Raw genomic sequence first — 19,900 nt, 5'->3', positions numbered from 1 at the left:
GCGGCCTTTTTTCCACTCAAGGAGACAACATGGGTGCCGTCACCGGAACCACACTGTTGGTGTACGCGCTGATTGCCGTGATCGCCCTGGTCATACTGATCGCGCGCTTCAAGCTCAACCCCTTCATCACCCTGGTCGTCGTCTCTGTGCTGCTCGGCTTCGCCGTGGGCATGCCCATGGGCGACATCATCAAGTCGTTCGAAGCCGGCGTAGGCGGCACGCTGGGGCATATCGCCCTGGTCGTGGGCCTCGGCACCATGCTCGGCAAGATGATGGCGGAATCGGGCGGCGCCGAGCGCATCGCCCGCACGCTGATCGATTTCTTCGGCGAGAAGAACGTCCACTGGGCCATGGTGACCATCGCCTTCATCGTCGGCCTGCCGGTCTTCTTCGAAGTCGGCTTCGTGCTGCTCGTGCCGATCGCCTTCAACGTGGCCAAGCGCACCGGCACGTCGATGGTGCTGGTCGGCATTCCGATGGTGGCGGGCCTGTCCGTCGTGCATGGCCTGATTCCCCCGCACCCGGCCGCGCTGCTGGCCGTCACCGCCTACGGCGCCGACATCGGCCGGACCATCATGTACGCGCTGATCGTCGGCATCCCGACGGCGGCCATTGCCGGCCCGCTGTTCGCGAAACTGATGGACCGCTACGTCAAGCTGCCCGATGTCAATCCGCTGGCCGCGCAGTTCACCGAGGAAGACGAGAAGGTCAAGGAATCGCACGACCTGCCGGGCTTCGGCATCACGGTGTTCACGATCCTGCTGCCCGTACTGCTGATGCTGATCGGCAGCTGGGCCGACCTGTTCACAACGCCCAAGACCTTTGCCAACGACTTCCTCAAGCTGATCGGCAACTCGGTCATGGCGCTGCTGATCGCCGCGCTGGTGAGCTTCTACACCTTCGGCAAGGCGCGCGGTTTCAGTCGCGATGCGATCCTGAAGTTCACCAACGAGTGCGTAGCGCCTACTGCCATCATCACGCTCGTGGTCGGCGCCGGCGGTGGTTTTGGCCGCATCCTGCGCGACTCCGGCATTTCCACCGCCATCGTCGACGTTGCCACGAACGCGCACGTGTCCGTGCTGGTGCTCGGCTGGCTGGTTGCGGTGATGATCCGCATCGCGACCGGCTCCGCCACCGTGGCCATGACCACGGCCGCCGGCATCGTCGCACCGATCGCAGCCAGCGTGCCGGGGACGCGCCCCGAACTGCTGGTGCTGACCACCGGCGCCGGCTCGCTGATCTTGTCGCACGTGAACGACGGCGGCTTCTGGCTGGTCAAGGAGTACTTCAACATGACCGTGACCCAGACCTTCAAGACCTGGTCGGTCTGCGAAACCCTGATCTCGGTGGTGGCGCTGCTGCTTACGCTGGCACTGGCCACGGTCGTCTGACCTGCACTGCTCCGGGCCCGGGCACCCGTGTCAATCGGGATTGCCTTGGCCCGGGCACCCTCCTACACTCCCTCCTCGATGCGGCCGCCAGTGCCGCACCGGTCCTATCGAGGAGACAATCCATGACCTTCACGCTGTTGCAGCGCGCCATCGTTGCCTGCGGCGCCCTCGCCCTGCTGTCGACCGCGGCACAGGCCGCCGATCCTATCAAGATCGGCCTGATCGCTCCGTTCTCCGGCAGCTTCGCCGATTACGGCAAGCAGATGGAAGCCGGCGTCAAGGCCTACCAGTCGCTGCATGGCGACACGGTGGCCGGACGCAAGGTGCAGGTCATCATGAAAGACACCACGGGCCCGGTACCGGATGTGGCCAAGCGCCTCGCGCAGGAACTGGTGGTACGCGACAAGGTCGACATCCTGGCCGGCTTCGGCCTGACGCCGGAAGCGCTCGCCGTCGCGCCGGTCGCCGAGCAGGCGAAGAAAGCCATGGTGATCTTCAACGCCGCTTCGTCGGTCATCACCACCAAGTCGAACTACATTGCGCGTGTGTCGATGACGTTGCCGCAGATTTCGGCGCCCATGGCCACGTGGGCGGTCAGGAATAATGTGCGCAAGGTGGTCACGCTGGTGGCCGACTACGCGCCCGGCATCGATGCCGAGACCGCGTTCAAGACCAACTTCATCGGCGGAGGCGGGCAGATCATCGAGTCGATCCGCGTGCCGCTGCGCAACCCGGAGTTCGCGCCGTTCATCCAGCGCATCAAGGACGCGAAGCCGGAGGCGGTGTTCCTGTTCCTGCCCGCCGGCGAACAGGGCGTCGCTTTCATGAAGGGCTTCCGCGAGCGCGGGCTCGCCGAGGCAGGCATCCGCGTGATCGCCACGGGCGACCTCACCGACGACCACGTGCTGCCGGCCATGGGCGATTCGACGCTGGGCGTGATCACGTCGTTCCACTACTCGATGGCGCACGATTCGCGCGAGAACAAGGCCTTCCTGAGCGCCTATTCCGCCGCCAACCCCGGTGCCGGCCGCCCGAATTTCATGACGGTAGCCGCCTATGACGGCATGGCGGCCATCTACGAAGCGCTGAAGAAGACCAATGGCGCCACCGATGGCGACAAGATCATTGGCGCGCTCAAGGGCATGAAGATCATGAGCCCGCGCGGGCCGATCATGATCGATCCGGCCACGCGCGACGTCATCCAGACCGTCTACATCCGCAAGGTGGAAAAGCGCGGCAGCGAGCTCTACAACATCGAGTTCGACAAGTTTGCCGATGTGAAGGATTCCGGCAAGTAAGCCCCTCGCCGCCCCGCTTCCGGACCGGCACCGCTCACGGCACCCACCAGTAGCGCGTGAGATGGAAGAACACCGGGGCGGCGAACACCACCGAGTCGAGCCGATCCAGCATGCCGCCATGGCCCTGGATCATATGACCCCAGTCCTTGATGCCGCGGTCGCGCTTGATCGCCGACATCACCAGCCCCCCGAAAAAACCCATCAGGGCGATGACCAGCGCGATTGCACCGGCTTTCCACGGTGAGCCGTAAGGCGTGATCCACCACAGCGAAGCACCGAGTGCCGTCGCGCTGGCCACACCGCCGACAAAGCCTTCGACCGTCTTGGACGGCGACAGCAACGGCGCGATCTTGCGTTTGCCGAGCAGTTTGCCCCACACATACTGCAACACGTCGCTGCCTTGCACGACGATCACCAGGAAGGCGATCAGCAGCAGGTTGCGGTCCTCGTAGCCGGGAATCGGCAGCGTCAGCAGCGCCGGCACGTGCGAGATGCAGAAGACGCAGATCATCACCGCCCACTGCACGCCCGCACACCGCTCGAGGAAGCGCGTGGTCTCCGAAGACAGCGCGGACAGGATCGGCAGGATCAGGAATGCATAGACCGGGATGAAGATCGAGAAGAGCCCATACCAGCCGATGTAGACCAGGATGTACTGACAGGGCAGGAAGACAAAAAACGCGGCGACCATCGCGCGATGATCGCCGCGACGGGTCGTCGTGATCGTGATGAATTCACGCAGCGCGTAGAACGACAGCAGGCCGAACAGCACGATGATCGCCGTGCGTCCCATCGCGAACGCAATGCCAAGGACGGCCACCATCCACCACCAGGCCGATACCCGCGCCGCCAGGTTGTCGATGACTGCGTGGGGCGCGCCGCCCGCCACTCGCCAGCGCAGCAGTGCGGTCACCAGGGAGGCCAGCAACAGCACGCACAGCACGCCGCCGAACAGCACGCGCGTATCGTGGATAGCCTGAACACTTGACATGGTTTCACTCCAGCGCCGGCGCCAACGCCAGCAGTTGCTCGCGGCAGCGGGACAGGAAGGATTCTTTCGGTTCCTCGGGCTGCAGCCGCAGCGGCGTGCCGAAGGTCACGGTGCAGAGCAGCGGCACGGGAATGACCTCGCCCTTTGGCATCACACGGTTGAGGTTATCGATCCACACGGGCACAAATTCGATATCCGGGCATGCGCGCGCCAGGTGGAAGACGCCGCTCTTGAACGGCAGAAGCTGCGCGTCGGTTGTGTTGCGCGTGCCTTCCGGGAAGATGATCAGCGAGGCGCCGCCTTGCAGCGCCTGCTCCATCTGAGCAATCGGATCCGGCCCCGCCCCGTCACGGCCGGCGGTGCGGTCGATCAGCAACGCGCGGAAGACATCGCGCCCGATAAAGCGCCGCATCGGCGAGGCTTCCCAGTAGTCCGCGCCAGCCACCGGGCGCGTCGCCGCGCGCAGGTCCGGCGGCAGGCAGCCCCAGATCAGCACGAAATCGCCGTGGCTGCTGTGGTTGGCAAAGTAGACCCGCTGTATGGCCGCCGGCAGGCAACCGTTCCAGCGCGCCTGCATGCCCGTGAGCATCTGCGCGAACAGGATGATGGCGCGGGCCACCAGTCGTGAAAGCCAGGTCATGTGGAAGTCATTTCAGTAGCAGCAACAGGAGCGCCAGCACCAACTGCGCGGACGTGAGGGCGCCGGCGAACTTGAGGAAGCGCAGCGCCGCGCGCGAACGCTCGGCCAGCGAACGGCCGCCACGCCCCGGCGCCAGCCACCCGAGGACGGAAAGTGCCTGGTCGAGTGCGTCCAGTTCAGCCGCATCCGCTGACACGGCAAGGGCGTCGAACAGCCGGCGGTCCAGTTCGACACGAACCAGCAGCCAGAGCTCGATCGCGCCCACGACCGCCACTACCAGACCGAGAATCAGGTACACCAGCGAAGCCGGTGCAAAGTATCCGGCAAGCAGGAGGTTGATCATTGCCAAAACCAGGCCGGCACCGTTCAGCCGGGCGGCGGCGTGCATGGCGCCGGCGGCAATGCGCGCAATCCACGCATCGCTGGCGGGATGGGGATGAGGATGGGGATCGACTTCAATCGGCATGGGCGGCTCCTTGCGGATCGGCTACGGCGGTTTGCAGGTAGCGCGCCAGGGCCGCGACGCTCTGCGGCCCGAGCACCACGGCGGGACGGCTTTGCCGCAACAGCGCCAGCACCTGCCGCGGATCGCGCAGACGTGCATGCACGCCCAGCCACGCGGCCGCGATCAGCGCGCTGCGCGAATAGCCGAGGGCGCAGCTGACCAGCACGGTGCGCCCGTCCTGCTGCCAGCGTTCGATGATCTCCACACCGGCGTGAATCTGCAACTGCGATGGCACGGTCAGGTCCAGCACGGGCACGCAGCGGTAGACCACGCCTGTCACGAGCCGCGGCAGTTCCGCGGTCAGGTCGAGCACGGCATCCGCGCCGGACTCGCGCAGTTCGGCTTCGCCGGGCAGCCTGCCGATCCAGACGCCATCGGTGAGCCGGCTGACGGCGGGCTGGCGCCTTGTCCACCAGCGCGAGTTGGCGAAGGCGCCGAGCAGATAAGGCCACAGCACCCACCACGCCGCCATGGCCAGGGTTCCGTCAGCACGCTTCTGGAACAGCAGCGGCTTGCCGGCACGGTAGATCAGCGCGACGCAGCCCAGCGAGATGGCCGCCCACGCCAGCAGGAAACCGGCCACGACCGAAACCGGCAAGGCCGCGACAGACGCCAGCCCCAGCAGCGCAGCCGCCAGAGCGTAACGGCGCGCAAGCGTGGGATCAGGCGTGCTCGCGTCCGCCCCTGCTGCCGGCATCGACAGCGCTATGGGAAACGCAAATACGCATAGCCAACCGACCAGCCAGCCCGTCGGAATATCGATGAAATGATGCTGGTACGTAGTCAGGACAGAGAGCCCGATCAGCACGAACCAGCCATGCAGCAGCCAGCGCCAGGCGCCGCGCAGGTGCGCGGCATACGCGACCCACAGAATCACCAGCAGGCTGATATGCAGCGACGGCGCCTGGTTGAAGGGCTTGTCGAAGCCGCCAAGCAGCGTGAAAAGCTGCCCCGGCAGCCCCTCTGCGGGTGGACGCGCAAACGCAAAGCGCAGCGGAAACGCAATGAAGCATGCGACCGAGATGACCTGCGCCGCCAGCAAGCGCTTCACGTGGGCAAGCAGGTCCGTGCGGGTCGCCCACAGGAAGAACGAGATGCCGTAAAGCAGGTCGATCGACCAGTACGGCACGATGGACCACGGCACGAACGGCATGCCGCGCTCCCAGCCGAAGTGGAAATACGGCACGTCCGCACGCTGGCTGGCCAGCCAGTTCGCCAGGCCGTAGGACGAAAAGAACAACGCACCCATGACCGCGAGCAGGCCCAGAGCCAGCCCCCATGGTCGGCCTGGCGCCGGACTTCCGTCCAGCGTGGCAGGGCCATACGATGCGCCGTCGCGCTGCATCAGGCGCCCTCGCCTTTCCGGCGCGCCAGGCTGACCGTGAAGATGCCCCACGGATCGATGCGCTGCGCGAGCTTTTCGAAACCGGCGTGGCGCACGAGTTCATCCATCTCGGCCTGCGAGCGGCGGCGCATGACCCACGCGGATCCGGCACGGTGGCTGGTCAGCGCGCGTGCGATGAACTCAAGTTGCGGATGCCACGGCTGCCCCGTATAGACCAGATAGCCGCCCGGACGCACCGCCTGTGCCAGGCCGCGCAGCGAGCGCCCGACCATCTCGTTGTCGCCGAACAGTTCATAGAGGCCGGAAACAATGGCCAGCGTCGGCGCCGGATCCAGCGTGGCAAGGCTGTCGCCATCGAACGCATCGCCCTTTTCAAAGCGCGCGATCGGATGGAGCCCTTTGCGGCGGATCAGGTTTCGTCCCTGCTCGACATTGAGGTCGCTGTAATCGCGCAGCAGGATGCTCTCCACCGCGTTGCCGTCGATGTTGCCGCTTTGCGAGGTCAGCGCCTCCAGCACATAACGCCCGTGGCCGGCGGCAATGTCGACGATGCGCACCGGCGCGCCCACGGCCTGCAGGCGGCGAATGGCTTCGCCGATCAGTTCCTCGACATGCAGCTTGCGCTGCCGGATCCCGCGCCAGCCGATCGCGTCCAGGTAGTTGCGGTCGACTGCCTGGCCAATGCCGAAGCGGCCCGTCGCCTTGTTGCGATAGACATAGTCGAGCGTCGAGCCTGAATCGAAACCGGTCTGGTGACCCAGCCGTACCCCTTCGGACAACATGCCGCCAAAGCGCAGTCCCCCGCGAACCAGCCCCCAATAGAGGCCAGCCGGGCTGCCGGCGGATAGCGGCACGGCGAGCCGGTCGGCCTCGTCCTTGAACGGCCCGTGCCGGTCGGCGCCCAGCAGCGATACAGGTTCCGACGGCGTATCGAATTCGCGAACGATGAAACGCCGCGCAGCCGCCACGGCAGATGCGCGGTCGCGTTCGCCGAGCGTGTCATGGTAGAAGCCATCGAGCACGATGCGCTCCTTCACGCGCGACCCCAGCCGATCGAAGAACGCGTCCTGCGGACCGCGATGCACGACCCAGTCCGCGCCGGAAATCAGCAGTTGCGTGGGAACGGTGATCGCCCCTGCATCGGCCACCACGCGCTCGCCGGCGTCGTAGAGATCGAGCAGCATATTGACCGCGATCGGCCGCGTGATGAGCGGATCAGCGTTGTAGCTGGCGACGCGCTGGGGATCGTGCGTCAGGAATTTCGCCTTGACGTAGCTGTTGACGAAGAACTTGCCGCGCACCTGCTGCATCAGCTTCAGGCCGGGCCGCGCGAATGGCACGTAGAGCTTGACCTTGAACGCCGGCGATGCCACAACGAGGCAGCGAATGCGCGGCGCGTAGTCGTGCACCCACGTCGCGGCCAGCACCGCGCCTACGCTTTGGGCGACTACGGCAATGCGCTCCACGCCGATGCCGTGCGCAGCTTCGATATGGTCGACGAAGGTCTGGAGATCGCGCACCGAACAGGCAAGCCCCGGACTGTAGCCGCGCTCGCCGGGCGAGCGCCCGTGGCCGCGTGCATCCCAGGCAAAAAAGGCATGGTCCGGCAAGTCCAGTTCATCTACCAGATGCGCAACGCGCCCGGAGTGTTCATGCCCGCGATGGAACAGGAGCACAGCCCCGCGCGGCTGGCCGCTGGCCGCCGGCCAGTGCCGGTAGAACAATTCCTGCCCGTCATGGGTGGCAAAGGACGACTCGATCGGCGTACGTTCCACGCGGTGCGTCTCCACAGGTTAGAACGCCGACCGGCGGGCCTGGCTCTCACGAGCCTCCTGCACACCACGGCGTACGCGGTTGATGATGGTCAGCACCGTCAACAGCGACAGCAATATCCAGAACCAGTGCCCGAACCCGCCCAGCCCCAGCCCGCAACCGACCCACAGTCCCAGCGCGCCGAGCACCAGTGCGCGATCGCTCTTGCCGAGCGGGCCGTCATAACGCCGGCTCGCGCCGGCCAGCGGCCCGATCAATCCCGCACACTCGGCCACCACGGCCAGGATCGCGAACAGGATGACTTCGCCACCCGATGAAGGCATGGCCCAGGCAAACGGAATGGTCAGTGCGAGGTCCGAAACAATGTCGCCAAGCTCATTGAGGTATGCGCCCAACACACTTTGCTGCCCGTGTTCGCGCGCGAGCATGCCGTCGATCGCGTTCAGCGCCATCCGCACGAACAGCCACAGCGGCATCAGCAGGAATACGGCCGGGAGCCAGGCCAGTCCGCCAGCCAGCGCGCCGACCACCAGCGAGCCCGCAGCCGCAGCCAGCGTGACCTGGTTGGCCGTCACGCCCGACGCTGCAAGCCGTTGCACCGTGGGGCGCAGCAGGGCCTGGAACTTAGGTTTGATCTGGTAAAGCGTCATGGTCTTGGTCGGTCCCGGGATCGAAGCATGCTGCCGTGCCACGGCACTACCACCGTGTGCGTGAGCTCGCCTGCACAATCTGCGGAGCATAGCGGGAGTTTGCGCAACCGCAAACTATCGTGACAGCCCCCGATACATTTTCGGCCACTGGCGCCCGGGCGAAGCCATCCCGGGACCGTGGTCAGCCTATCCCCATCAGCCGGTCCAGACGCCCTTTGTCCGCCAGCAGGCTGGCGCTGTCGGACGCATGGACCACCCTGCCCCGGTCAAGCACCATCACCTGAGCGGTCATCGCCAGCGCCAGCCGTGCATGCTGCTCGACCACAATCACGGCCATCCCGCCCTGGGCGATCAGCTTGCCGATCACGCGCTGCAGTTCCTGCACGATGATGGGCGCCAGCCCCTCCATGGGCTCGTCCAGCAGCAGCAAGGCGGGATTGAGCATCAGCGCACGCGCAATGGCCAGCATCTGCTGCTCGCCGCCCGACAACTGGTTGCCGAGGTTGCGCCGGCGTTCCTGCAGGCGCGGGAACAGTTCATAGACGCGCGCCAGCGTCCAATGCCCCGGACGCGCCACGGCACTCAGGTTCTCTTCCACGGTCAGCGACGGAAACACCCAGCGCTCCTGCGGCACCCAGCCGATGCCTGCCTGGGCGCGCTGGTGTGGCGGCAGCCGCGCCAAGTCGCGCCCCTGCCAGCGCAGCGTGCCGCGGCGCATGCGCGTAAAACCCATCAGCGTGGCGAGCAATGTGGTCTTGCCCACGCCGTTGCGGCCGAGCAGCGCGAGGCTGTCCCCGGCTCCCAGTGCAAGGTCGATGCCGTCGATCACCACGGCGTCGCCGTAGCCCGCGCTCAGCCCGTCGATACGCAGCAGTTCAGCCATGCGCGGCCTCCCCAAGATAGACCTCCTTCACGCGCGGATCGGCAGCGATTTCGGCCGGTGTACCCTCGGTCAGCACCTTGCCGCCCACCAGCACCGTAATGCGCTCGGCAAAGCGGAATACGAGGTCCATGTCATGTTCGATGAACACGATCGTGATATCGCGCGGCAGCGCAGCAATGACATCGAACAGCTCCGCACTTTCGGCCGATGGGATGCCGGCCGCTGGCTCGTCCAGCAGCAGGATCGACGGCCGCGTGGCGAGCGCCAGCGCGATCTCGAGCAGCCGCTGCTTGCCATACGGCAGCAGGCGCGTCTCCACGTCGGCCTCGCCATCGAGGCGCAGGCTCGCCAGCACCGCCATGGCCTCATCTACCAGCGGGCGCTGCGACGCTACGGTCCGTGACCAGATGCGCGCCGCGCCGGTACGTTCGGCCACGGCCAGCACCACCGATTCGAGCACTGTCAGCCCCGGAAACAGCGTGTTGATCTGGAATGTCCGTGTCATGCCCAGGCGCACGCGCGCATGCTGGGGCAGCCTGGTAATTTCCTGGCTCCCCAGCCAGATGCGCCCGGAGGTGGGCGCCAACGCACCGGTCAGCAGGTTGATGAATGTGGTCTTGCCCGCGCCGTTCGGGCCGATCAGCGCATGGCGCGCGCCGGGTGCGAAGCGGAGCGAGATGTCGCTGTTGGCCACGAATGCGCCCCACTGGCGCGACAGGCCCTCGGTACGCAGCATTGCGGTCATCGCGCACCGCCTTCGGGACGCGGCCCGGCACGCCGCGTCAGCCGGCTTCGCGCGGCATCCATGGCTCCCATGACCCCTCCTCTTGCGAACAGCACCATGAGCACCAGCAACAGGCCGATCCAGAATTGCCAGTACACCGGATTGATGCCGGCCAGCACATCCTGCGCAATCATGAACAGCGCCGCGCCGGCCAGCGCGCCGTACAGGCGCCCGGTGCCGCCCAGCACCAGCATGACGAGCAGCTCCGCCGAACGCGGAAAGCCAAGCACGTCCATGCCGACAAACTGCGTGGTCTGCGCGAGCATCGCGCCGGCCACGCCGGCAATCGCGGCGGACAGCGTGAACACCGCACGCAGCCGGCGCGGCACGTCCGCGCCAAGCGCTGGCATGCGCCGGCCGCCTTCGCGTATGCCGCGCAGCGACAGGCCGAACGGCGACTGCGTCAGGCGCCGCAACAGCAGGAACAGTGCGAAGGTCACCACCAGGCTGTACACATAGGCGGTCTTGCCGAACAAGTCGAATTCAAACACGCCAAGCAAGCGGTCCATGGCCACTCCGGACAAACCGTCCACGCCTCCGGTGAGGAATGCCGCTTTATTGGCCGCCTCGAACAGCATCAGGCCGATGCCCAGCGTCACCATCAGGCGCGTGAGATCGCCACCGCGTACGACCAGGAAGCTGCACAGCCAGCCGACAAAGCCCGCCATTGCTGCGGCGGCCAGCAGGCCGCTGAGCGGCTCGCCCCAGCCGTGCGCCGCCAGCAAGCCGGCCGTGTAGGCACCGAGGCCGAAGAATGCCGCGTGCCCGAGCGAGACAATCCCTGCATAGCCAAGGATCAAGTCGAGAGACAGCGCGAACAGCCCGGTGATCAGGATCTGGCTGCCGAGGATCAGGTAGTCGGGCAGCGCAAAGAAGGCCGCGACAGGCAACAGCCAGAACAAGAACTCGGCCGGATGCCAGCGCCCATCCGGCAACTTGCGCCGCACGGGCGCGGGTGCGCCAGCGGCTTCGCCGGACGGTGCGGGCGGCCGCATCGCACGCATCAGCGCTTTCATGCGCGCCTCCCGTACAGGCCAGCCGGAAACAGGACCAGCAACAGCACCATCATCGCGTAGATGACAAACGCGCCGATCGCCGGCACGTAGTACTTGCCGGCCACATCGGCGACGCCCAGCACCAGCGCCGCAAGCAGCGACCCGCGGATCGACCCGGCGCCGCCCACCGCCACCACGAGCAGGAAATACACCATGTACTTGAGCGGGAACGCCGGATCGAGGCCCAGCACATCGACGCCGAGCCCTCCGCCCAGCCCGGCCAGGCCCGAACCCAGCGCGAATGTCAGGCTGAACACACGCCCCACGTTGATGCCGAGTCCGCGCGCGGCCTGCTGGTTGTCCACCGCGGCCCGCACCTGCGCGCCGAAACGTGTGCGCGCCACCAGCCAGCCCAGCGCGGCGGTAATGGCCACCACCACACCGATCAGGAAGAGCCGGTATGCGCCCAGTTCGAGCGCGCCCACACGCACCTGGCCACGGAGCGCCTCGGGCAGTTCCACAGGCTGCTGGCCCGGGCCGAACAGGTAGGTGGCTCCGGCCATCGCCATGAATGTCAGGCCGATGGAAAACAGCACCTGGTCGAGATGGCTCGCCTGGTAAAGCCTGCGGTATAGCGTGCGTTCCAGCACCCAGCCGACGGCCGCCGCCCCGGCAAACGCGATCGGCAGCGCCAGCAGGAATGGCACGCCCGCACGGTTCATCAGCACCACGGCAACATAGCCACCCAGCATCGCGAAGGCGCCATGCGCGAGGTTGACGAAATTCATGAGGCCCATGGTCACGGATAGCCCGACGCTGATCAGGAACAGCAGGCTGCCGTACGCCAGCCCGTCAAACAGCACGCCAAGAAGGCTTGTCATGGTGATCGGTAGAGTCGCAGGGGCAAAGTTGCGTTGAGGAACAGGACTCGCTCACGTTCACGCAGGCAGCGGCGCGAACGGCAGGCCCACATAGTTCTCGGCGAGCATGCGCGACGCTGCCTGCGATGCGCATACATAGGCCAGTTCGGCATGTTGCAGCCGCGCCATGAACGGCGTGTGGTCATCGAATCGATGCAGCAATGAGGTCATCCACCACGAGAAATGTTCTGCACGCCAGACGCGCGCGAGGCACGCTGACGAGTATCCGGCCAGCAAATCGTCTCGACCGTAGCGGTAGTGCGTGACCAGCGCGTGGGCCAGGTTACGCACGTCGGCCACCGCGAGGTTCATACCCTTCGCGCCGGTCGGCGGCACGATATGCGCGGCATCGCCGGCCAGGAACAGGCGGCCATATTGCATCGGCTCCGTGACCAGACTGCGCATCGGCGTGATGCCCTTTTGCAGCACCGGCCCCTCGTTCAGATGCCAGCCGTCGCCGGTTTCGAGCCGTGCATGCAGTTCGTCCCAGATGCGCCGGTCGCTCCAACCGGCCAGGTCTTCATCGGGCCGGCATTGCAGGTATAGCCGCGTGATTTCAGGCGAGCGCATCGAGAACAGCGCAAAGCCACGCGCATGGCTCGCATAGATCAGCTCCTGCGCCGCAGGTGCCGCCCTGGCCAGTATGCCCAGCCATGCAAACGGATAGGACCGTTCGAAGACCTGCAATGCGCCGGCCGGCACTGCCTGGCGCGACACGCCGTGCGAGCCGTCGCAGCCGGCAATGAAGTCGCATGCCAGCACATGGCGTTGCCCGCCGTGTTCGAACGACACGGACGGCGACTGCGTGTCCAGTCCGTGCAGGGCGACCTGCGATACCTCGAACAGCAGGGGCGCGCCACATGCCTGCCTGGCGGCGATCAGGTCTCGCACAACCTCATGCTGTCCGTACACGGTGATCGCTCGCCCGCCGGTCAGGCCGCTCAGGTCGATGCGGTGGCGTTGCCCGTCGAAGCGCAGGTCGATGCCGTGGTGCACCATGCCTTGCTGGCGCAGGCGCGCGGCCACGCCAGCCTCCTCCAGCAGGTCGACAGTACCCTGTTCGAGCACACCGGCACGTATGCGCGCTTCGACGTGCGCCTGGGTACAGTCTTCGAGGATGACGGAATCAATACCGGCCCGCTGCAGCAAATGACCGAGCAGCAGCCCGGCCGGGCCCGCGCCGATGATTGCGACCCGGGTGCGCATGTTGCCTGTCTCCAGTTCTGGGAATGGGCCACGCCCGGTGACGCGGGGGCGTTACGGTAGCGGCACTTTATCGGGTGGATTGTTGCGGGCGCGAGCGCTTTTTGCAATCGGGCGATGACCCGGGTCGGTCCAACCAGCGTTGACGAGGGATTCCGACGCTGGTCGTTTCGTCTGACACCTGCCGCAACCGCGGGCGACCACAACGCCTGAATGCGACAGTGCCTGCGAGTTGCCGAAGGTGCTGCGAAGGCATACCCGCCGCCACTACTTCCCCGCCCGTAACCTGCGCCACATATTCGTGGCGACCAGCGCCCCCACCCCAATCACGATCCCCGACAACACAATTGCCCCCATGTGATCGCGTACCTGCGGCACATTCCCAAAGAAATACCCAAGGACCGGCAGTGAAACCGACCAGAGCAATGCGCCAGCCGCAGCCGCGAACAGAAAGCGTGCTGCACCCATGCCAGCAATACCACCCACGAACGGCGCGAAGGTGCGCACCACGGCGATAAAGGGTGACAGCAGGAAGGTCACGGCGCCATGCTCGGCATAGAAGACATGGGTTCGCTGGAGCGCCGACTGATCTACCCAGCGCCATTGCCTGCTCAGGACTTTCATTCCGATGACCCGGCCCACGCTGTAGTTCAGCACACTGCCGCCCAACGCTGCCGCGAACAATACCGGCATCAGCACCCACAGGTTCAGGTAGCCCGACGCGCAGAAGGCGCCGCAGATAAACAGCAACGGATCACCGGGGAGAAAGAACAGCGGCAGCACGCCAATTTCGGCAAATACCACGGCGAACAGCACGGCGTAGACGAGCGGGCCGTAGTGCGCGATGGCCGCGCCCAGATGCTGGTCGAAATGCAGCAACAACTCCCACAGAGACATGGAGCCCATGATCGGCACCGGCCCGGAGCTTGCGATCCATCGAGTGTAGTCGGGACCGGGGCAAGCACTGCGAGATTCGCAATTGTGCACTCGAATGCACAACCGCGGACCCATGGCAGCCAGCCGGCCAAATGCTTTACAAGGCAATCGCCGAGGGCTAAGGTCAACGAGTGCCATTCGCCTGGATCCACCCATGTCGATCGATCGCCGCTCTTTTCTTGGGATTGCTGCAGGACTCGCCGCTGTTCCTCGCTTTGCGATAGCGGCCTCTGCCGCCACGGCCGCTACGGTGGAGGCGCCGATGCGGCGGGCCATTCCCGGCACCACAGAATCGCTGCCCGTTGTCGGCATGGGCACCGCCGATACCTTCAACGTTGGAACAGGCGCCGACGAGCGCGCACCCCTGGCGGAGGTCCTGGGCCTGCTGCTGCGGAACCATGGCTCGGTCGTCGATACCGCGCCGAGCTATGGCAGCGCGGAAGCCGTAACCGGCGACCTGCTGCGCAATGCCGGTGCGCGTGCCAAAGTATTTCTCGCGACCAAGGTGTCCGCACCGGCCGGCGCTCCGGCGCAGGCGCAATGGGCGCGTTCGCTCGCCGATCTGCACACCGACAAGGTCGACCTGCTGCAGGTGCACAACCTGATCGACTGGCGCGAGAACCTGCGGTGGCTGCGCGAGCTCAAGGAACAGGGCAAGATCCGCTACCTCGGCATCACCCATTACCGCGAGGACGCACAGGACGCGGTCGTGCAGATCGTACGCAGCGAGCGCGTGGATTTCGTGCAGATCAACTACTCCCTTGCCGAGCGCGGCGCCGAACGAACGCTGCTGCCGCTGTGCCAGTCGCGCGGCGTGGCGGTGCTGATCAACCGGCCGTTCCAGGATGGCCGCATGTTCCGCGCCGTGAAGGACCGTCCGCTGCCGCCGTGGGCCGGCGAGATTGACTGCAACTCGTGGGGACAGTTGTTCCTCAAGTTCGTAGTCAGCCATCCGGCCGTCACCGCCGCAATTCCCGCCACGTCCAAGCCGAAGAACATGGCCGACAACCTCGGCGCCGCGCTCGGACGCATGCCGGACGCGGGCCAGCGCGAACGCATTGCGGCACTGCTCGCGTAGTCGATGGACAACGATTCCCCTGCTCAGGCCGGCACCGGGCCCTTCGCGCGCCTGCGTCACGGCTTCGGTATCCGGCCCGGGGAATCGGGTGCGGTCGTCGCCGGCTTCCTGTTCTTCTTCTGCCTGTTTGCCAGCTATTTCATGCTGCGCCCGGTACGCGAGACCATGGGCATCGCCGGCGGTGTGAAGAACCTGCAATGGCTGTTCACGGCAACGTTCGTCGTCATGCTGGCCGCCATCCCGCTCTACGGCGCATGCTGCGCGTGGCTGCCCCGCCGGCGCTTCGTGCCGTGGGTCTATGCCTTCTTCGTCGCCAACCTGGTCGGCTTTGCGCTGGCCACGCGCGCGGCGCCGGACAATGTGTGGCTCGCGCGCGTGTTCTACGTGTGGCTGTCGGTCTTCAACCTGTTCGTGGTGTCCGTGGCCTGGAGCCTGATGGCCGACGTGTTCCGGCCCGAACAGGCGCGGCGGCTGTTCGCGATGCTGGCGGCTGGCGCCAGCGCAGGCGGACTGGCTGGCCCGGTGATGGGCGGCTGGCTGGTCGTGCATATCGGGCTGACCGGCCTGATGTTGCTGTCGGCCGCGCTGCTGGCGGCCACGCTGCCCGGCGTGGGCTGGTTGTTCGGCTGGCGCAGCCGCGCCGGTGCCGGCGTCGCGGCAGCCGGTGATTCGACGGCCAGCACAGGCGCTAGTGCAGATCCGTCCCATCCCGTTGGCGGCGGCCTGTGGGCCGGCCTGGCGCTGGTGGTCCGCTCGCGCTACCTGCTCGGCATCAGCCTGTTCGTGATCCTGCTGGCCACGGCCAGCACTTTCCTGTACTTCGAACAGGCGCGGCTGGTGGCGGAAGCGTTCCCGGAGCGTGCGCGCCAGACCCAGGTCTTCAGCGCACTCGATGCCATCGTGCAAGCGCTGACGATCATCATCCAGCTGTTCTTCTCGGGGCGCATCGCGCGGCGCTATGGGGTAGCCGCGCTGCTGACGGCAGTGCCTCTTGCGGTGGTCGCCGGCTTCCTGCTGCTGGCCATGTTCCCGACCTTCGGCGTGCTGGCCGGCGTGATGATCCTGCGCCGCGTCGGCGAATACGCACTGCTGCGCCCGGGGCGCGAGATGCTGTTCACCGTGGTGGACCCGGAAACCAAGTACAAGGCCAAGAACGTCATCGACACCGCCGTGTATCGCGCCGGCGATGCGGTGAGTGCATGGGTCAAGACGGGTATCGATGCGATTTCCGGCCATGCCGCCACGGTGGCGCTTGCCGGTGCCGCACTGGCCCTGCTTTGGGCCGTGCTTGGGTGGTGGCTGGGCCGCCGGCATGAACTCCAGTTGATGCCGGCCGGCGCTGCCGTTACGGGCGAGACACCGGACACGCCGGCGTCATCGGCCACGCAACCGCGCTAGCGCCTAACGCCTAACGCCTGGCGCTCAGAACTGTTCCCAGTTGTCGCCAGCGTCGGCGCTTTCGGTGCGTGCAGCACGCGCCGGCTGCGCTTTCAGCGCTTTCGGTGCTTGTTGCAGGACCGGCTCGGCCTTCGGCGCAGCGGGCCGACGCGGTGCCGGGGCAGGCTTGTGCGCGACGGCAACGTGGCTGCCTCCCTGTTGCGCGACCCGGAATGCGGCCACGGACTGGCGCAGCGCCGCAGCTTGCTCTTCCAGCGAATGCGCCGCGGCTGTGGCTTCTTCGACCAGCGCAGCATTCTGCTGGGTCACCTGGTCCATCTGCGCCACAGCCTGGTTGACCTGCTCGATACCGGTGCGTTGCTCCACCGACGCCGCGGCAATCTCGCCCATGATGTCGGTCACGCGGCGGATCGACTGCGTGATCTCCGTCATGGTCGAACCCGCGCGCTCCACGAGGTCCGAACCGCTGCGCACGCGATCCACCGACGTGCTGATCAGCGTACGGATTTCCTTCGCGGCGCCTGCCGAGCGCTGCGCAAGACTGCGCACTTCGCCCGCGACCACGGCAAAGCCGCGGCCCTGTTCGCCCGCGCGCGCCGCTTCCACCGCGGCATTGAGCGCCAGGATGTTGGTCTGGAACGCAATGCCTTCGATCACGCCGATGATGTCCGCAATCTGGCTGGAGCTGTCGGCGATCTGCGTCATGGTGGTGATGACCTGCTCCATCACCTCGCCGCCGCGGTTGGCGATCTCCGACGCGTTATCGGCCAGTCCGCTTGCCTGCCGCGCGCTGTCGGCATTGTGCTGCACGGTCGTGGTCAGCTCTTCCATGCTCGCGGCGGTTTCCTGCAGCGACGCTGCCTGCTGTTCGGTACGCGACGACAGATCCGAATTGCCGGCGGCAATCTGCGCCGTGGCCGTGGCCACCGAGTCAACCGATGCACGGATGCCGCTCACGGTGCCCGCCAGCTTGCGCTGCATGCGCTGCATGGCAAAGAGCAGGCTCGAGGTGTCACCCTGGCGCACGTCGATATCGCGCGTGAAATCACCATCCGCAATGCTGTTGGCCACCGATGCCGCGTAGGCAGGCTCGCCACCCAGGTCGCGGCGCACGCCGCGCAGCAGCCAGCCGGCCAGCACCGTCGCGGCGCCGCCCAGGACGACCAGCATCAGGATGGAGTGCAACAATGCCTGGCGGAACGCCGCCTCGATGTCATCGACATAGGCGCCCGTGGTAACGGTCCACTCCCACGGCTTGAATGCCTTGACGTAGCTGACCTTGGGCAGAGGCTCGCTCGCCCCCGGCTTCGGCCACATGTAGTTCAGGAAGCCCGCACCCTGGGCGCTGGCGATCTTCGCGATCTCCACGTAGATCAGCACACCATTCGGGTCTTTCATCGCACTCAGGTTCTTGCCCTCGTTCTCGGGCTTGAACGGATGCATCTGCGAGCGGCCCGAGAAATCCGTGATCGAGACATAGCCGTCCGTCCCAAAGCGCAGCGGCCGCAGGCGCTCCTTGGCCAGCTTCTGTGCCTCTTCGACGGACAGGCCTTTGCTTGCTGCTTCTTTTTCGATGGCGGCGACCAGGCTGACCGAAGCCTCGGCAACGCTCTGGATTTCTCGTTGGCGTCCGGCGAACATTTCCGCGCGCGTGACGAACGCCTCGTACGTGCAGATGCCGAGCATGGCGATCCAGATCAGGCCAAAGGGGATCCAGAGCCGTTGGTTCAGGGTGAGTGTCTTCATTACAGTTGCGATGTGGGGGCGACCGACGGGCATTGGCATCGGGCCGCAACCCTGAACGCCAACGCTTCCAGCCTGCAAGCAACGGAACATCTGACCATTTGCTGACCCCTACTTTCGAGGGGTATCCGGCATGAGGCAGCCGATCAGCGGCCTCCGACACTCGAGAAGTGATGCCTGTATCTCTCCGGAAGGTCGTATAGTCATGCCTCTGGCCCGAGCGGGCCAATCGTTTTCCTTACCCCCCGGAGGACTCCATGAAAACCAAAGCCGCCATCGCCTGGAAAGCCGGCGCCCCGCTGACCATCGAAGACGTGGACCTGGAAGGCCCCCGTGCCGGTGAAGTGCTGGTGGAAATCAAGGCCACCGGTATCTGCCATACCGATTACTACACGCTGTCGGGCGCCGATCCGGAAGGCATCTTCCCGGCGATCCTGGGTCATGAGGGCGCGGGCATCGTCACCGATGTCGGCCCGGGCGTGACCTCGCTCAAGCCGGGCGACCACGTCATCCCCCTCTATACGCCCGAATGCCGCCAGTGCAAGTTCTGCCTGTCGCGCAAGACCAACCTGTGCCAGGCCATCCGTGCCACGCAGGGCAAGGGCCTGATGCCGGATGGCACCTCGCGTTTCTCGATCGACGGCAAGCCGATCTTCCACTACATGGGCACGTCGACGTTCGCGAACCACATCGTGGTGCCGGAGATCGCGCTCGCGAAGATTCGCCCCGATGCGCCGTTCGACAAGGTCTGCTACATCGGCTGCGGCGTGACCACCGGCGTGGGCGCGGTGCTGTTCACCGCCAAGGTGGAAGCTGGCGCCAATGTGGTGGTGTTCGGTCTCGGCGGAATCGGCCTGAACGTGATCCAGGGCGCGAAGATGGTCGGCGCCGACAAGATCATCGGCGTAGACCTGAACCCCGAACGTGAAGCGATGGCGCGCAAGTTCGGCATGACCCACTTCATCAACCCGAAGGACGTGGGCAACGTCGTCGACCACATCATCCAGCTCACCGACGGCGGCGCGGATTATTCGTTCGAATGCATCGGCAACACGCAGGTCATGCGCCAGGCGCTCGAGTGCTGCCACAAGGGCTGGGGCAAGTCGATCATCATCGGCGTGGCCGAGGCGGGTGCGGAGATCTCCACGCGTCCGTTCCAGCTCGTGACCGGTCGCGAATGGAAGGGCTCGGCTTTCGGCGGCGCGCGCGGGCGCACCGACGTGCCGAAGATCGTCGACTGGTACATGGACGGCAAGCTCAATATCGACGACCTGATCACGCACACGCTGCCGCTCGAGCGCATCAACGAAGGCTTCGACCTGATGAAGCGCGGCGAGTCGATCCGCTCCGTGGTGTTGTACTGAGGA

The 19,900-nt window shown here is 66.0% G+C and carries 18 protein-coding genes and 1 pseudogene; 5 read left to right on the top strand and 14 right to left on the bottom strand.

The window, feature by feature from the left end; genetic code table 11:
* Positions 1-29 precede the first annotated feature (29 nt).
* Both KHO41_RS02775 and KHO41_RS02770 read left to right on the top strand, forming a co-directional pair.
* Positions 30-1,391: a GntP family permease gene (locus tag KHO41_RS02775; RefSeq protein WP_211951778.1), complete on the top strand. Its 1,362-nt coding sequence runs from the start codon at positions 30-32 to the stop codon at positions 1,389-1,391.
* A gap of 122 nt (positions 1,392-1,513) precedes the next feature.
* Positions 1,514-2,689: an ABC transporter substrate-binding protein gene (locus KHO41_RS02770; protein WP_211951777.1), complete on the top strand. Its 1,176-nt coding sequence runs from the start codon at positions 1,514-1,516 to the stop codon at positions 2,687-2,689.
* Between the two features lie 34 nt (positions 2,690-2,723).
* Here the strand turns inward: KHO41_RS02770 and KHO41_RS02765 are convergent, their stop codons facing one another.
* The 13 genes and pseudogenes from KHO41_RS02765 to KHO41_RS02710 form a co-directional block, all read right to left on the bottom strand.
* The gene (locus tag KHO41_RS02765) at positions 2,724-3,680 is read right to left on the bottom strand and encodes a phosphatidate cytidylyltransferase (protein ID WP_211951776.1); all 957 of its coding nucleotides are present in this window, start codon (positions 3,678-3,680) and stop codon (positions 2,724-2,726) included.
* Positions 3,681-3,684: 4 nt separating this feature from the next.
* On the bottom strand, positions 3,685-4,320 hold the full coding sequence (locus KHO41_RS02760) for a lysophospholipid acyltransferase family protein (RefSeq protein WP_211951775.1): 636 nt from the start codon (positions 4,318-4,320) through the stop codon (positions 3,685-3,687).
* Positions 4,321-4,327: 7 nt separating this feature from the next.
* Positions 4,328-4,786 (bottom strand): hypothetical protein, encoded by a 459-nt coding sequence (locus tag KHO41_RS02755; protein ID WP_211951774.1) that lies wholly within the window; start codon positions 4,784-4,786, stop codon positions 4,328-4,330.
* The gene (locus KHO41_RS02750; protein WP_211951773.1) at positions 4,776-6,170 is read right to left on the bottom strand and encodes a phosphatase PAP2/dual specificity phosphatase family protein; all 1,395 of its coding nucleotides are present in this window, start codon (positions 6,168-6,170) and stop codon (positions 4,776-4,778) included. Before KHO41_RS02750 ends, KHO41_RS02755 begins: the two co-directional genes overlap by 11 nt.
* Positions 6,170-7,945, bottom strand: coding sequence for a bifunctional alpha/beta hydrolase/class I SAM-dependent methyltransferase (locus tag KHO41_RS02745; protein WP_211951772.1), 1,776 nt, complete (start codon positions 7,943-7,945; stop codon positions 6,170-6,172). The genes KHO41_RS02750 and KHO41_RS02745 overlap by 1 nt, the downstream gene beginning before the upstream one ends.
* Positions 7,946-7,963: 18 nt before the next feature.
* Positions 7,964-8,593 (bottom strand): CDP-alcohol phosphatidyltransferase family protein, encoded by a 630-nt coding sequence (locus KHO41_RS02740; RefSeq protein WP_211951946.1) that lies wholly within the window; start codon positions 8,591-8,593, stop codon positions 7,964-7,966.
* Positions 8,594-8,774: 181 nt separating this feature from the next.
* Complete coding sequence (locus tag KHO41_RS02735; RefSeq protein WP_211951771.1) at positions 8,775-9,476, bottom strand: ABC transporter ATP-binding protein; 702 nt, start codon at positions 9,474-9,476, stop codon at positions 8,775-8,777.
* Complete coding sequence (locus KHO41_RS41865) at positions 9,469-9,552, bottom strand: ABC transporter ATP-binding protein C-terminal domain-containing protein (RefSeq protein ID WP_407065372.1); 84 nt, start codon at positions 9,550-9,552, stop codon at positions 9,469-9,471. Before KHO41_RS41865 ends, KHO41_RS02735 begins: the two co-directional genes overlap by 8 nt.
* Before the next feature lie 156 nt (positions 9,553-9,708).
* Positions 9,709-10,212, bottom strand: a pseudogene (locus KHO41_RS02730) (ABC transporter ATP-binding protein); the annotation flags it as partial.
* A 5-nt stretch (positions 10,213-10,217) separates the two neighbouring features.
* Positions 10,218-11,255: a branched-chain amino acid ABC transporter permease gene (locus KHO41_RS02725; RefSeq protein ID WP_211951945.1), complete on the bottom strand. Its 1,038-nt coding sequence runs from the start codon at positions 11,253-11,255 to the stop codon at positions 10,218-10,220.
* A gap of 17 nt (positions 11,256-11,272) precedes the next feature.
* Entirely contained in the window at positions 11,273-12,136 is an 864-nt protein-coding gene (locus tag KHO41_RS02720; RefSeq protein ID WP_211951769.1) for a branched-chain amino acid ABC transporter permease, read from the bottom strand.
* 57 nt (positions 12,137-12,193) lie between these two features.
* Entirely contained in the window at positions 12,194-13,381 is a 1,188-nt protein-coding gene (gene pobA / locus KHO41_RS02715; RefSeq protein WP_211951768.1) for a 4-hydroxybenzoate 3-monooxygenase, read from the bottom strand.
* A 264-nt stretch (positions 13,382-13,645) separates the two neighbouring features.
* A complete protein-coding gene (locus KHO41_RS02710; protein WP_211951944.1) occupies positions 13,646-14,284 on the bottom strand; it encodes a VTT domain-containing protein in 639 nt (212 codons plus the stop codon).
* Between the two features lie 184 nt (positions 14,285-14,468).
* On the opposite strand from KHO41_RS02710, the gene KHO41_RS02705 reads away from it, so the two are divergent.
* Positions 14,469-15,392, top strand: a complete 924-nt coding sequence (locus KHO41_RS02705; RefSeq protein ID WP_211951767.1) for an aldo/keto reductase — start codon at positions 14,469-14,471, stop codon at positions 15,390-15,392.
* Positions 15,393-15,395: 3 nt separating this feature from the next.
* Positions 15,396-16,790, top strand: a complete 1,395-nt coding sequence (locus tag KHO41_RS02700; RefSeq protein ID WP_211951766.1) for an NTP/NDP exchange transporter — start codon at positions 15,396-15,398, stop codon at positions 16,788-16,790.
* 24 nt (positions 16,791-16,814) lie between these two features.
* Here the strand turns inward: KHO41_RS02700 and KHO41_RS02695 are convergent, their stop codons facing one another.
* Complete coding sequence (locus KHO41_RS02695; protein ID WP_211951765.1) at positions 16,815-18,536, bottom strand: methyl-accepting chemotaxis protein; 1,722 nt, start codon at positions 18,534-18,536, stop codon at positions 16,815-16,817.
* A 254-nt stretch (positions 18,537-18,790) separates the two neighbouring features.
* Between KHO41_RS02695 and KHO41_RS02690 the strand changes: the two genes are divergently transcribed.
* A complete protein-coding gene (locus KHO41_RS02690) occupies positions 18,791-19,897 on the top strand; it encodes an S-(hydroxymethyl)glutathione dehydrogenase/class III alcohol dehydrogenase (RefSeq protein ID WP_211951764.1) in 1,107 nt (368 codons plus the stop codon).
* Positions 19,898-19,900: the final 3 nt, after the last annotated feature.

Origin of the sequence: Cupriavidus numazuensis (assembly GCF_905397435.1) — a bacterium.
Lineage (GTDB): Bacteria > Pseudomonadota > Gammaproteobacteria > Burkholderiales > Burkholderiaceae > Cupriavidus > Cupriavidus numazuensis.
Note: the sequence above shows the minus strand (reverse complement) of the source record. Positions and strands in the feature narration are given on the sequence as shown.

Coding starts and splice junctions, on each gene's coding strand:
- KHO41_RS02775 (WP_211951778.1), top strand. CDS start 30: ATGGGTGCCGTCACCGGAACCACACTGTTGGTGTACGCGCTGATTGCC.
- KHO41_RS02770 (WP_211951777.1), top strand. CDS start 1,514: ATGACCTTCACGCTGTTGCAGCGCGCCATCGTTGCCTGCGGCGCCCTC.
- KHO41_RS02765 (WP_211951776.1), bottom strand. CDS start 3,680: ATGTCAAGTGTTCAGGCTATCCACGATACGCGCGTGCTGTTCGGCGGC.
- KHO41_RS02760 (WP_211951775.1), bottom strand. CDS start 4,320: ATGACCTGGCTTTCACGACTGGTGGCCCGCGCCATCATCCTGTTCGCG.
- KHO41_RS02755 (WP_211951774.1), bottom strand. CDS start 4,786: ATGCCGATTGAAGTCGATCCCCATCCTCATCCCCATCCCGCCAGCGAT.
- KHO41_RS02750 (WP_211951773.1), bottom strand. CDS start 6,170: ATGCAGCGCGACGGCGCATCGTATGGCCCTGCCACGCTGGACGGAAGT.
- KHO41_RS02740 (WP_211951946.1), bottom strand. CDS start 8,593: ATGACGCTTTACCAGATCAAACCTAAGTTCCAGGCCCTGCTGCGCCCC.
- KHO41_RS02735 (WP_211951771.1), bottom strand. CDS start 9,476: ATGGCTGAACTGCTGCGTATCGACGGGCTGAGCGCGGGCTACGGCGAC.
- KHO41_RS02725 (WP_211951945.1), bottom strand. CDS start 11,255: ATGCGGCCGCCCGCACCGTCCGGCGAAGCCGCTGGCGCACCCGCGCCC.
- KHO41_RS02720 (WP_211951769.1), bottom strand. CDS start 12,136: ATGACAAGCCTTCTTGGCGTGCTGTTTGACGGGCTGGCGTACGGCAGC.
- pobA (WP_211951768.1), bottom strand. CDS start 13,381: ATGCGCACCCGGGTCGCAATCATCGGCGCGGGCCCGGCCGGGCTGCTG.
- KHO41_RS02710 (WP_211951944.1), bottom strand. CDS start 14,284: ATGGGCTCCATGTCTCTGTGGGAGTTGTTGCTGCATTTCGACCAGCAT.
- KHO41_RS02705 (WP_211951767.1), top strand. CDS start 14,469: ATGTCGATCGATCGCCGCTCTTTTCTTGGGATTGCTGCAGGACTCGCC.
- KHO41_RS02700 (WP_211951766.1), top strand. CDS start 15,396: ATGGACAACGATTCCCCTGCTCAGGCCGGCACCGGGCCCTTCGCGCGC.
- KHO41_RS02695 (WP_211951765.1), bottom strand. CDS start 18,536: ATGAAGACACTCACCCTGAACCAACGGCTCTGGATCCCCTTTGGCCTG.
- KHO41_RS02690 (WP_211951764.1), top strand. CDS start 18,791: ATGAAAACCAAAGCCGCCATCGCCTGGAAAGCCGGCGCCCCGCTGACC.